The 11642-nt window shown below is 65.3% G+C and carries 13 protein-coding genes; 7 read left to right on the top strand and 6 right to left on the bottom strand.

The window, feature by feature from the left end; translation table 11 throughout:
* Positions 1–6: 6 nt before the first annotated feature.
* The 4 genes from WKW82_RS37085 to WKW82_RS37070 all read right to left on the bottom strand — a co-directional run bounded on the left by WKW82_RS37085 (position 7) and on the right by WKW82_RS37070 (position 3893).
* A complete protein-coding gene (locus WKW82_RS37085) occupies positions 7–894 on the bottom strand; it encodes a TauD/TfdA dioxygenase family protein (RefSeq protein ID WP_340348219.1) in 888 nt (295 codons plus the stop codon).
* A 132-nt stretch (positions 895–1026) separates the two neighbouring features.
* Positions 1027–2346 carry a TRAP transporter large permease gene (locus WKW82_RS37080; protein WP_340348218.1) on the bottom strand — a complete coding sequence of 440 codons (1320 nt, stop codon included), beginning with the start codon at positions 2344–2346 and terminating at the stop codon, positions 1027–1029.
* Positions 2343–2825: a TRAP transporter small permease gene (locus tag WKW82_RS37075; protein WP_340348217.1), complete on the bottom strand. Its 483-nt coding sequence runs from the start codon at positions 2823–2825 to the stop codon at positions 2343–2345. Before WKW82_RS37075 ends, WKW82_RS37080 begins: the two co-directional genes overlap by 4 nt.
* Before the next feature lie 66 nt (positions 2826–2891).
* Positions 2892–3893 carry a TRAP transporter substrate-binding protein gene (locus WKW82_RS37070; RefSeq protein ID WP_340348216.1) on the bottom strand — a complete coding sequence of 334 codons (1002 nt, stop codon included), beginning with the start codon at positions 3891–3893 and terminating at the stop codon, positions 2892–2894.
* Between the two features lie 337 nt (positions 3894–4230).
* Between WKW82_RS37070 and WKW82_RS37065 the strand changes: the two genes are divergently transcribed.
* The 3 genes from WKW82_RS37065 (at position 4231) to WKW82_RS37055 (ending at position 6853) form a co-directional block, all read left to right on the top strand.
* Positions 4231–5007 (top strand): HpcH/HpaI aldolase family protein, encoded by a 777-nt coding sequence (locus tag WKW82_RS37065; RefSeq protein WP_340348214.1) that lies wholly within the window; start codon positions 4231–4233, stop codon positions 5005–5007.
* Positions 5008–5079: 72 nt separating this feature from the next.
* Entirely contained in the window at positions 5080–5835 is a 756-nt protein-coding gene (locus WKW82_RS37060) for an SDR family NAD(P)-dependent oxidoreductase (protein ID WP_340348213.1), read from the top strand.
* Positions 5836–5866: 31 nt separating this feature from the next.
* The gene (locus WKW82_RS37055; RefSeq protein WP_340348211.1) at positions 5867–6853 is read left to right on the top strand and encodes a 2-hydroxyacid dehydrogenase; all 987 of its coding nucleotides are present in this window, start codon (positions 5867–5869) and stop codon (positions 6851–6853) included.
* A gap of 45 nt (positions 6854–6898) precedes the next feature.
* Here WKW82_RS37055 and WKW82_RS37050 read toward each other — a convergent pair whose 3' ends face one another.
* Complete coding sequence (locus WKW82_RS37050; protein WP_340348210.1) at positions 6899–7567, bottom strand: tetratricopeptide repeat protein; 669 nt, start codon at positions 7565–7567, stop codon at positions 6899–6901.
* Between the two features lie 71 nt (positions 7568–7638).
* Between WKW82_RS37050 and WKW82_RS37045 the strand changes: the two genes are divergently transcribed.
* Positions 7639–8007 (top strand): alpha/beta fold hydrolase, encoded by a 369-nt coding sequence (locus WKW82_RS37045; protein ID WP_340348209.1) that lies wholly within the window; start codon positions 7639–7641, stop codon positions 8005–8007.
* The gene (locus tag WKW82_RS37040; RefSeq protein WP_340348207.1) at positions 7989–8276 is read left to right on the top strand and encodes a hypothetical protein; all 288 of its coding nucleotides are present in this window, start codon (positions 7989–7991) and stop codon (positions 8274–8276) included. The genes WKW82_RS37045 and WKW82_RS37040 overlap by 19 nt, the downstream gene beginning before the upstream one ends.
* A gap of 44 nt (positions 8277–8320) precedes the next feature.
* Here the strand turns inward: WKW82_RS37040 and WKW82_RS37035 are convergent, their stop codons facing one another.
* Complete coding sequence (locus WKW82_RS37035) at positions 8321–9214, bottom strand: LysR family transcriptional regulator (RefSeq protein ID WP_340348206.1); 894 nt, start codon at positions 9212–9214, stop codon at positions 8321–8323.
* 109 nt (positions 9215–9323) lie between these two features.
* On the opposite strand from WKW82_RS37035, the gene WKW82_RS37030 reads away from it, so the two are divergent.
* Both WKW82_RS37030 and WKW82_RS37025 read left to right on the top strand, forming a co-directional pair.
* Entirely contained in the window at positions 9324–10319 is a 996-nt protein-coding gene (locus WKW82_RS37030) for a Bug family tripartite tricarboxylate transporter substrate binding protein (protein ID WP_340348205.1), read from the top strand.
* A 2-nt stretch (positions 10320–10321) separates the two neighbouring features.
* Positions 10322–11629: an FAD-dependent oxidoreductase gene (locus WKW82_RS37025; protein WP_340348204.1), complete on the top strand. Its 1308-nt coding sequence runs from the start codon at positions 10322–10324 to the stop codon at positions 11627–11629.
* Positions 11630–11642 lie beyond the last annotated feature (13 nt).

Here is an 11642-nt window from a genome sequence, read left to right as displayed (position 1 = left end):
ACCGCTTCAACCGGGCGCAGCAAACGACTGCGCAAGCACCTCCGGCGCGACCGCATCTGGTGCCGGCTCCAGCACCGTCACGCGCCACAGCGTGCGCGCATCCTCCGGGTCGATGAGCGTCGCCGAATGCAGCAGGGCCGCGTTGTCCCACACCACGACATCGCCCGGCCCGTAGCGGAAGCTCAGTTGGTAGCGCGGCTGGGTCGAATGCGCAGCCAGTTCATCCAGCAGATCGCGCGCCTCGTCTTCGGGCATGCCGACGATGCCGAACGAGCTGCCCGAGACGGCGTAGAGCGCCTTCCGGCCAGTGACCGGATGCGGGCGCGCAATCCGGTGCGTGATGACGGGCATCTTCGCCTTCTGCTCGACGCTGAGGACCGACGCCACGGTTCGGCTGCTTTCGTCGAGGTCGTTGCGATTGCCGTAGTGGTGGATCGCGCGCAGCGGCTCGATTCGCCGCTTCATCGCTTCAGGAAGATCGTCATACGCCGCCTGCTGGTCGGCGAACAACGTGTTCCCACCCACCTTCGGCACGACGCGCGAATACAGCGTGGTCGCGCGCGCCGGCACCTGCAGGTAGGAGTAGTCGGTGTGGAAGTAGCTGCCGGCATCCTGCAACCCGGTGGGCTGGCCATCGACCTTGACGTTCGACAGGATCAGGATGTTGGCGTCGTCGGGGTGATGGAACTGGTCGATGACGTGCGGCTGCGGCGGTCCCAGCCGACGCGCGAACGCGACGAACTGCGCAGCGCTGAGCGACTGTGCGCGCACGGCCAGCACGTGGTGTTCATAGAAGGCGCGCTCGAGTTCCGCGAACTGCTCATCGGTCAGCGCGGCGAGGTCGATGTCCCCGGCTTCGATTCCGAAACCAGGCAAACGCGAGAAGCTGGTCATCCGGGAAGGAGCACTTGATTTATTCATAACGCTGGCGCATCTGTCTGTTCGTGGGCACCCGCGGAACCGGCTTTGCCGGGCCGCCGGGTGCGCCCCCTCGAGGGGGCGCGCCGCAGGCGATCGGGGGTGGGCTTATTTCAGGAACTCGGGCGACACGATCCTGGGCAGGATCAGCGCGATCTCAGGCCAGATGATCAGCATCGCCAGCACCAGGAGCATGGGCACCAGCATGATCATCGTATCTTTCAGCGCATAGCGCAGCCGGACCTTGGCAATCGCACAGGAAATCATCAGGCACATGCCATACGGCGGCGTGACCAGCCCGAAGGCGAGGGCCACGATGCCGATGATCGCAAACGAGACCGGGTGCATGTGCACCGCCTCGGTCAGCGGCTGCAGCGTGGTGCCGACGATGATGATCGCCGGGATGGCGTCGAGGAAGCAGCCGACCACGAGGAACACGAAGGCGACGAAGAAGCCGACGCCGACGATGCCGAGCCCCCACGCCTGCACGCCCTGCAGCAGCGCCCTCGGGATCTGGTAGTACGCCAGCAGCCAGCCGAACACCGACGCGGTGCCCACGCAGAAGAGCGCGACGCCCGCGAGCTTCCCGGTGTCGAGCAGCGCGTCCCAGAGCTGGCGTGACGTGATCTCGCGGTAAAACAGCAGCGACAGGCCCGCGGCGTAGACCACCGCGACCGCGGCCGATTCGGTGGGCGTGAACCAGCCCAGCAGGATGCCGCCGACGATGATGAAGGGCGTCATCAGCGCCGGCACCGAAATCGCCGCGGCAGAGATGAATTCGCGCAGCGTGGCCCGCCGGTAGGTCGGGTACTTGCGGATCTTCGCGTAGGCATGAACGGTGAGCATCTGGGCCAGCCCGATCAGCAGCCCCGGAATGACACCCGCCAGGTACAGCGCACCGATCGACACCGACAGCACACCGCCCCACACCACCATCAGGATCGACGGCGGGATGATCACCGCCAGTACCGCAGACACGGCAGTGATGGCGATGGAGAAGCTGAGGTCGTAGCCTTCCTTGACCTGCGCCTCGATGAAGATCTTGCCCTGGCTCGCCGCGTCGGCGGTCGAGGAGCCCGAGATGCCCGCGAAGAAGACCGACAGCAGCACGTTGATCTGGGCCAGCGAACCGGGCAGGTTGCCGACCATCGTTCGCGACAACGTGACCAATCGATCGGTGATACCGCCGACGTTCATCAGGTTGGCCGTGAGCAGGAAGAAGGGCACCGCCAGCAGGATGAACGAGTTGTAGGCCTTGAACATCTCGTTGAAGAGAACCATGGGCGACAGCCGGTCTTCGAACAGCAGCACGGGCAGGCAGGCCAGTGCGAGGGACACGGCGACCGGCACGCGCAACACGAGCAACGTGAAGAAGGCGCCGAACAGCACGATGGCCGCCATGCCCGGGGTGAGGGTGGCCGACATCATGATGCTTGTTCCTCCTTCAGCACACGCACATCCCGCACCCAGCCCTGCCAGATGAAGAGCAGCCAGGTCGCGCCCAAGAGCGGCCACGCGATGAAGATGAGCCACATCGGCAGGTCGGCGATCTCGGAAGTCTGGTACCAGCCGAAGGAGGTGAACTGCACGCCCCACCAGAGGAACACGATGGCCGTCAGCAGCATGAACAGCGACGACACCAGCCGCAGCAGCGCGTTGGCGCGCGGCTTGAGGTCCGGCCACACATCGACGTCGAAGTGCGTGCCGTCACGCGCCGCCACCATCGCGCCCAGCATCACCATCCAGATGAAGAAGAAGCGGGCCATCTCCTCCGTCCAGATGTAGCGGGGGATGAAGCCGGTGAAGCGAGACAGGATCTGCAGCATCACCGGGATGATCAGGATCACCACGGTGAGGACGATCAGCACGTTCAGCAACTTGTACCAGGCATCGATCAATCTGCTCAACGTGGGCTCCTGACAGGCATGGAAAAGCCCCAGCGCGTGCAGCGCCGGGGCTGGGTTTCGGGTGGACTACTTGATGGCGTCGACGCGGTTGAGGATGGCCACCGCATCGACTTCCTTGGCGTAGGCCTGCTTCACCGGCGCGGCCAGCTGCAGCATCTTCGGGCGTTCGGTGAAGGGGTAGGTCTTGAGCCGGCCGGCCTTCTCCAGCGCGGCGATCTTGCCGGCGTCCTCGCCGGATTCGAGGTCGCGGCCGAACTTGCCGGCTTCCTTGCCGGCCTTGATCACGGCGGCCTGCAAGTCCGGCGGCAGCTTCTTGAGTGTCTTGCCGGAGAAGGCGATGGGCCGCACCGTGATCGCATGCTGGGTCAGCGAGAGGGCAGGCGCCACCTCGTAGAACTTCATCTGCTCGATGCCCGCGGCCTCGTTCTCGGCACCCTGGATCACGCCCGACTGGATGGCGTTGTAGATCTCGTTGTAGGCGATCACGCTCGGCTTGGCCGTCACCGCCTCGAACATCTTGGTCTGGATCGGCGCGCCCATCACGCGCATAGTCAGGCCGTTCAGCTCGGCCATGTTGCGCACCGGATTCTTCGAGAAGATGTTGCGCGTGCCGCCGCCGGCGTAGCCGATGATCAGCACGTCGGCCTTCTTGTTCACCTCGTCGACGATCGGCTGGAAGGCGTCGGAGTCGAGCACCTTGTTCCAGTGGTCGAGGTCGCGGAACAGGAAGGGCATGTCGAGCAGCGGCGCGGCCTTCGCGAAGGTCGACATGTGGGCCGGCGACACGATGCCGTAGTCGACCGAGATGCCCTGGTTCATGTAGGCGAAGTAGTCCTTCTCCAGGCCCAGCTCGCTGTTGCGATGGAGGACGAAGTTGACCGGCTTGCCGTAGTACTTCTTGACCAGCTCCTCGAACTTGAGCAAGGACTTGTTGAAGGCGTGGTCGTCGTTGAACTGCACCGCGCCGTGCAGCGTGATCGGCGCCTGCCCGAATGCGAGGGCCGGCAGCGCCAGTGCCAGAACCATCAGCCCGCGCCGAAGCGCACGAGTCGAAACCTGCAAGTACATGGTTGTCTCCTGGGGTGGCCTCCGCTTCAGCTTCTGCGAGCCGATGAACGGGGTGTGCTCTCCCACAAACAACTGCGCATGAAATCGCGCCTTTCGCGCCATGGCGGCGTTGCAAATCCTCGCGATACCTGCTGGTATCGCTGTGGTTTGCGCCTTGCCCTGACGCGAAACGCATCGATTTCACTTTGCGCAGTTCTTTGCGGGAAAGCACACCGGGTCGTGTACATCTTTTCGTTTAAGCGCGAAAGTGTCAACCGAGTGTTTCTCCTGTGTCTTGAAACGACCGAGGCCCGCAAGCTCGCTGCCTCTCCGTCGCGGCGCAACCAAAGAACAACCGATGACACCGAACGCGATCAAGAAGGACATCCTGGCCGGCAAGACTGTCGCCGGCGCGATGGTCTTCGAGTTCTTCTCCCCGGGCATGTCGAGCATCCTGGCCAACGCAGGCTGCAAGTTCGTGCTCTACGACATGGAGCACACGGGGCTGGGTTACGAGACGCTGAAGTGGCTCTTCGCGACATGCCGTGGCCTGCCGATCGAGCCGATGGTGCGCGTGCCGCGGGGTGAGTACACCTGGCTCGCTCGGGCGCTCGACCTGGGCGCGCGCGGCGTGATGATCCCGATGGTCGAGTCGGCCGACCAGGCGCGCTCCATCGTCGAGGCGTGCCGCTATCCACCGGTCGGCCGGCGCGGCGCGGCGTTCGGTTTCGCGCAGTGCGACTACCTCGGCGGCGACGTCGGGCAGAAGATCGCGCAGGCCACCGAGCGCACGATGGTCATCGCGCAGATCGAGACGGAGCGCGGGCTCAACGACGTCGAGGCGATCGCGGCGGTCGACGGCATCGACGTGCTCTGGGTCGGCCACTTCGACCTCTCGAATTTCATGGGCATCCCGGGGCAGTTCCAGGACCCGCGCTTCGATGCCGCGATGCGCAAGGTCGCAGAGGTCGCACGGCGGCACGGCAAGGCGGCGGGGTTCATGGCGACCGACCCCGCCTGGATCGACCGGGCGCGCGACTTGGGCTTCACGATGCTGGCCGCTGGGACCGACAGCGGGTTGCTGCAGCAGGCCTACGCGGGCCTCGTCGAGCGGATGGGTGGTGACAGCCGTTGAGGTCAAGCAAGCCATTTGCCCGGGCGACGGCGGCACGTCGGCGATGACCTACCTTTTCAAGGAGCACTCTTGATGTTCGATCTGACCAGGAAGATCGCGCTCGTCACCGGCGCTTCACGCGGGCTCGGTTGGGCGATGGCGCAATCGCTCGCGAGCGCCGGTGCCCACGTGGTGCTGAACGCTCGCGACGGCGCTGCGCTCGCAACACGGACGGCGGAGCTGCAATCGCAAGGGTTCTCCGGCGAAGCGGCTGCGTTCGACGTCAACGACTCGGCCGCGGCCGAAGCCTGCGTGGCCAGCATCGTCGCGCGCCACGGGCAACTCGACATCCTGATCGCGAACGCCGGCATCAACCATCGCTCGCCCATCGGCACCTTCGAGCGCGAGGACTTCGAGCGCGTGATGGGGACCAACCTCACGTCGGTGTGGGTGCTCTGCAAGGCCGCGGCCAAGGCAATGGCGCCGCGGCGCACCGGCCGCATCATCATGACCGGCTCGATCACCGCCCTCAATGCGCGCCCGACGATCTCGGCCTACGTTGCCAGCAAGGGGGCCGTGCATGCGCTGACCCGGCAACTGGCCGTCGAATTGGCGCCGGACCAGATCACCGTCAACTGCATCGCGCCGGGCTTCTTCGCCACCGAGATGAACACGCCGCTGCTGGCGGACGAAAAGTTCAACGACTGGGTCTGCAAGCGAACCCCGGCCGGACGCTGGGGCAGCCTGCAGGAGATCGGCCCGGCAGCAGTGTTCCTGGCGTCGGACGAGGCGTCGTACGTCACCGGGCTGGTGATGCCGGTGGACGGTGGTTTTACCGCCGCGATGTGACCCGTGGTCGTCTACGCAGGAGAACGATTCAATGAGCGAATTCCGGGTCGGTATCACCCCTGATGTCCTCGGTTCCAACGGCGAGCCGATCTTCGGCCGCGAGGTGCTCGGGTTGCTCGATGCGGACGGCATCGCCTGGGAATACATGGCAAAGGAGGAGGGCGGTGTCGTCACACCTGCCCAAGCGGCGCGCTACGACGCGATCTGCGCGATGCTGACCCGCGTGACGGCCGCGAGCCTGGCAGGCCCTGATCGTCGACTGAAACTCATCGCGCGCTTCGGCGTCGGCTATGACACGATCGATGTGCCCGCGTGCACTGCCGCCGGCGTCATGCTGACGATCGCGCCCGACGGCGTGCGCCGCCCGGTCGCCACCTCGGCGCTGACCTTCGTCCTGATGCTTGCGCAGAAGGTGCTCATCAAGGACCGGCTCACCCGCACCGGCCGCTGGAGCGAAAAGCTCGATCACATCGGCACCGGCTTGACCGGGCGCACCTTGGGCTCGATCGGCCTGGGCAACATCGGCGCGGAGTTGTTCCGCCTGGCGCGGCCGCTGGAGATGAACGGCATCGCGCACGACCCGTTCGCCGATCCCGCCCTGGCTGCCGAGTTGGGTGTGCGCCTTGTCGACATGGACACGCTGTTTCGCGAATCCGATTTCCTTTGCGTGAACTGCCCACTGAGCGAAGCGACCCGCGGGCTCGTCAGCGCCCGTCTGCTCGGGCTGATGAAGCCGAGTGCCTACTTGATCAACACTGCGCGCGGACCGATCGTCGACGAGCGTGCGCTGCATGATGCGATTTCGAGCGGCCGGTTGGCAGGCGCCGGCCTCGACGTGTTCGAGGAAGAGCCGACGCCCGTATCGAACCCGCTGCTGCAGTTCGACAACGTCATCGTTACGCCGCACGGCATCTGCTTCACGGACGAGTGCATGCGACGGCTGGCGGAGAGCGCCTTCCGGGCCGTGCTGGATGTGGCTGCGGGGCGGACGCCGCCGTATGTGGTCAATCCGCCCTGAAGAATCGCGTGCCCGTGCAGCCGTTGCGTATTCGCAGTCGGCCAACTACAGCGGCAATCCCGCCGCTTGCATCCATTTGACACAGCGCTCGTACACCGAGGCCGACCCTTGGTACTGCGGTGCGCATGCTTGTGACGCGCTGAAGCCCTTCGCCTGAACGCCGAGCGCCGCGAGTTGGGCGCGCGCCGCGTCGACACCGCCCAATTCACCCTCCACGACGATCAGAACGACGCGGCACGGCCGGAACAGGGGCGCCTTGCGAAGGCACTCCTCGGCTTCGCGCCGAGCTGCCTCGTATCGCTTGTTCGGCCACAACACCTGCGCATGGATCGCGGTGAAGTACACCGGCGGAATCGGATTCATCGTCATCGCACGTTCGACCGAGTGCAGCGCCTCTGCCGGCGTGCGCGCGCTCAGCAGCGCAATCGAATGGAACAGCCAGGCTTCGGCATCCCCTGGCCCAAGCTCGACCGCGCGTTGCGCCGCCGCCAACACCTTCTCATTGGTGCCGGGCATCCCCACGTACGCCACCATCAGCGCCTGCCATGCGCCCGATGCGTTGGGATCCAGTTCGATGCCTCGGTTGATCTGCGCGATCGCTTCCGGCATGCGCTCGACGCGGCCCCATTCGTTGGTCAAGCCGAGGTTCACGTCGACTGCATTGAGCCAGCCGAGCGCCCACCATGCAGGCCCATAGTTCGGGTCCGTCGCCAATGCCCGCTCAAAGGCCGCGCGCGCTTCGCGCGTCGCATCGGGCGCGAAGCACCCTCCTTGCCGTCGCCAGCTTGGCGGCCCTCGCCGGTTGCGGCACGGCACCACCCGCGACGGCGCGGGTGCAGTACATGGAGGTGAACGGCGCCCGACTGCCTTATGTCGATGAAGGCCGCGGCGCGCCGGTGCTGTTGGTGCACGGCGCGCTCGCCGACTATCGCACCTGGGATCGGCAATGCACTGCACTTGCAGCCGAAGGCTTTCGGGCGATTTCGTACACCCAGCGCTACTTCGGCACCGAGCCATGGACGCCAAGCTGGCCGCCATTTGGCACACAGACCCATGTCGACGACCTCGTCAATTTCATCCGGGGTCTGGATGCTGGGCGGTGCACCTGGTCGGCTGGTCATACGGTGGACCCATTGTGCTGGCCGTCGCACTGAAGGAGCCCGCACTGCTGAAGAGCGCCTTCGTGTACGAGCCGGGTGAGGCGACTCACGTCACCGACCCGCTCGTTCTCAAGGTGCTCGGAGACGACGCGGCGGCGGCATTTGCGCCGGTCGTGCAGGGGCTCCAGAGCGGCGACAACGCAGCCGCGGCGGGGCAACTGATCGATGCTGTCGGCGGGGGCAAGGTTTACTTCGAGTCGCAGCCGGCGTCCGTCCGCTCGGTGCAGCTCGACTGGCGCAGCGCGAAGGTGACCACGACCTGAGGGCAGGTAGCTCACAACCCTGAACATGAAGTGACATATCTTCTTCAATCGCTGACGACCAGTTTCAACGACGCAGTCGCCAATTCGATCATCCGCTTGCAGAGGACCGAAGGCGCGAACCCTTCGTGCGTGAGCGCGTAGATGCCCAGCGACGGACTGCCGGCGATCGGCCGGAAATCCAATTCGTCGCTGCGGAAGGCGCGCGCCGTCAAATCGTCGACGATGGCGATGCCAGCGCCGCTGCCGGCCAGGGCGCAGGCCATCTGGCCCGAGCGCACTTCGATCGAGGACGTCGTCTTCACCTTGCTGGCGATGCACCATTCGTCAATGATCCGGCCTTGCGGCGTGTCCCGGCTGAACGAGATGAGACGCTCGTTGAGCACGTCGCGCGGATGCAGCATGCGTTTCGACGACAGCGCATGGCCCTTGGGAAACACACAGACCAGGCGCCACTTTCCCACCGTCCTCGACGCGAGCAGCGCGTTGTCGGTCGGGATGGTTGAAATCGCAAGGTCGGCTTCGCGATTTGTCAGGCGTACCAGCATCTCACGCGTGGGCAGTGTCTCGATGTAGATCCTGGCGGCCGGAAATTCGTTCGCCAGCAGTGCCACGGCGCGCGGCACGGCGACGAGGCCTGTGCTCGGACTGGTGAGCACACGCAGCGACAGCCGGGCTCCGGACTTGAGTTCCTCGGCAAGCTCGGTCACGCGACGTATGCCGCCGTATACCTCGGACACTTCTGCGTACAGCGCCTGTGCTTCGGGTGTCGGCAGCAGCCGGCCCTTCTTTCGCTCGAACAGCGCCAGTCCGACCTGCAGTTCGATGTGCGCCAGCATCCGGCTGATGCCGGGCTGGGATACGTGAAGCAGTCGCGCCGCATCGGTCACGGAGCCCGCCAGCATCACCGCGCGAAATACCTCGATCTGTCTCAGGTTCATGGTTGTCTCCACATAACGCGATGTTATGGGAAGTGCAATTCTTGGTATTGGCCATGTTCGACAGCGCTTCCTAAGATCCCTCCATCGATCAATCAACGGAGACAGGCAATTGAACAAGACACCTTCGGGCATCAGCCGGCGCATGGTCCTTTCGGGCTTGGCACTCGCCCTCGCATCGACGCAAGTCGGACATGTCTGGGCGGCGGACACGTGGCCGAGCAAGACCGTGCGCATCATCGTGCCGTTCGCACCGGGCGGTGGTGCGGACAGTTCGGCGCGTGTCCTGGCCGAAGTGCTGGCACCCAAGCTGGGCCAGAGCGTCATCGTGGAAAACAAGCCGGGCGCCGGCAGCGCCATCGGCGTGATGGCTGCAGCGCAGAGCAAGGACGGCCACACGCTGCTGATGGGCAGCAACAGCATGGTGATCAACCCGGTCCTCAATCCCGCGATCACCTATGACGTGGCCCGCGACTTCGACGCGGTGGGCATGGTTTCGGCCCAGCCGCTTGTGCTGGTGGTGCCGGCCTCGTCGAAGATCACGAGCTATGCCGAACTGGTCGCCGAAGCGAAGGCGAAGCCCGGCACAATGACCGCGGGCAATAGCGGCAACGGGACGCTGGCTCATCTCACGGCCGAACTCTTCGCGGTGGAGACCAAGACCTCGGTCACCAGCGTGCCCTACAAGGGCGAGAGCGCGCTGCTGCCGGATCTGATCGGGGGGCTGGTGTCATGCGGATTCCTGAACCTGCCGAGCGTTATCACGCACATCAAGTCGGGCCGGCTGCGTGCGCTTGCCGTGTCATCGCCGACGCCGGTGGCCGAGCTTCCGAACGTGCCGACGCTGCGCTCGCTGGGCCAGCCGAGCCTCGAGGTGCAAGGCTGGGCAGCACTCGTAGCGCCCAAGGGCACGATCCCGAAGGACGGGCTGGCGCGGCTTGAAACTTTGCTGGCACAAGCGCTCGCGACCGACACCGTGAAGACGCGCTTCGCTGCCCTGAGCCTGCAGCCCTTTGCACGGTCACGCGACGAAACCGCCCAAACCTTGAAGTCAGAAGCGGCACGGTGGCAGCAGGTGATCAAGACACGTGGCATCAAGGCGGACTGATGATGAACAACAAGCAATTTGGTTACTCGATCGCGTCGACGATCGAGACGGAAGTCGTCGTTTGCGGCGGTGGCGTGGCGGGCGCCATGGCGGCGGTCGCAGCCGCGCGCGCCGGTGCTGCGGTGGTGCTGGTCGAACGCTACGGTTTCCTCGGTGGCAATGCCACGGCCGGTGCCGTCGCGCAGTTCAACAGTTGGCAGACCGCCAACGGGCGAAGGGTGGTGGCAGGCCTGGCCGACGAGGTCATCGAGCGGCTGCTGCGCTATGGCGGCGCTGGCGAGCATGACGTTTTCGTGATGTCGACCGGCCACAAGATGGACCGTATCGAGTACGCGCCCGAGGTGCTCAAGCTGGTGCTTGACGACATGCTCCAGGAGGCCGGGGTGCGTCCTCTGTTGCACGCTTCAGTACTCGACGTCGCGGTGACCGGTCGGCAGATCGACGCATTGCACGTCCTGACCAAGAGCGGTGTGGTCGAGCTTCGAGCGCGGGTGTTGATCGATGCTTCGGGCGACATCGATGCGCTGAAGCGCGCAGGCGCCACCTTCCTCGGACTCGATGAAGGAGAGGCGTTGCAGCCCGCCACGATGATGTTTCGCTTCGGACCGATCGACTTCGAGCGCTTCGACGCATTGTCGAAGGACGAGATTGCGGTGCTGGCGCGGCGCGGCTACGACGACGGTCAACTCGCTCGGGCGGCCTTGCATTCCAGCCGCGATCCGTTCAGCAACGACGGCTGGTTCAACATCAGTCGCCTCGGCATCGACGCCACGGACGCGATGGCGCTGGGCGCAGCGGAGATCGAAGGCCGGCGCCAGGCCTGGAAAGCCGCCCAATACCTGCGGCAATGCGTCCCGGGCTGCGAAGGCGGCCAGTTGCGTGCGTTCGGTACCCAGGTCGGTGTTCGCGAGACGCGGCGCATCGTCGGCGATCACGTCCTGACGAGCGATGAACTGCTGTTGCCGGAACAGTTTCCCGATGCGATCGCCGCAGGCGCCTACCCCATCGACATCCACCCAGCCGCGGGCGGAGAACTGCTCTACCAGGGTCTCGGCGACGACCATGCCTACCAGATCCCGTACCGCAGCCTGATCCCGATCGGCTTCGACAACGCTTTGGTCGTGGGGCGCGGTGTCTCGGCCACGCACAGTGCGCACGCGGCGATCCGGGTCATGACCATCTCGATGGCTGTGGGGCAAGCGGCCGGCGTGGCCGCCGCGCTCGCGGCGAAGCACGACGGAAAGGTTCGCTCCGTGCCAATGCCGGCGCTGCGTGAACGCTTGCTTGGAGATGGCGCGAAACTGGGCTAGGGCCTTGGATCAA

Source organism: Variovorax rhizosphaerae, assembly GCF_037889975.1.
In the GTDB taxonomy this organism is placed as follows: Bacteria; Pseudomonadota; Gammaproteobacteria; order Burkholderiales; family Burkholderiaceae_C; genus Variovorax; species Variovorax rhizosphaerae.
The sequence above is the reverse complement of the archived record's forward strand: the minus strand, read 5'-3'. Positions and strand labels throughout refer to the sequence as shown.

Excerpts from the sequence above, each read along its gene's own strand:
- WKW82_RS37085 (WP_340348219.1), bottom strand. The coding sequence starts at position 894 with ATGACCAGCTTCTCGCGTTTGCCTGGTTTCGGAATCGAAGCCGGGGAC.
- WKW82_RS37080 (WP_340348218.1), bottom strand. The coding sequence starts at position 2,346 with ATGATGTCGGCCACCCTCACCCCGGGCATGGCGGCCATCGTGCTGTTC.
- WKW82_RS37070 (WP_340348216.1), bottom strand. The coding sequence starts at position 3,893 with ATGTACTTGCAGGTTTCGACTCGTGCGCTTCGGCGCGGGCTGATGGTT.
- WKW82_RS37065 (WP_340348214.1), top strand. The coding sequence starts at position 4,231 with ATGACACCGAACGCGATCAAGAAGGACATCCTGGCCGGCAAGACTGTC.
- WKW82_RS37060 (WP_340348213.1), top strand. The coding sequence starts at position 5,080 with ATGTTCGATCTGACCAGGAAGATCGCGCTCGTCACCGGCGCTTCACGC.
- WKW82_RS37055 (WP_340348211.1), top strand. The coding sequence starts at position 5,867 with ATGAGCGAATTCCGGGTCGGTATCACCCCTGATGTCCTCGGTTCCAAC.
- WKW82_RS37035 (WP_340348206.1), bottom strand. The coding sequence starts at position 9,214 with ATGAACCTGAGACAGATCGAGGTATTTCGCGCGGTGATGCTGGCGGGC.
- WKW82_RS37025 (WP_340348204.1), top strand. The coding sequence starts at position 10,322 with ATGAACAACAAGCAATTTGGTTACTCGATCGCGTCGACGATCGAGACG.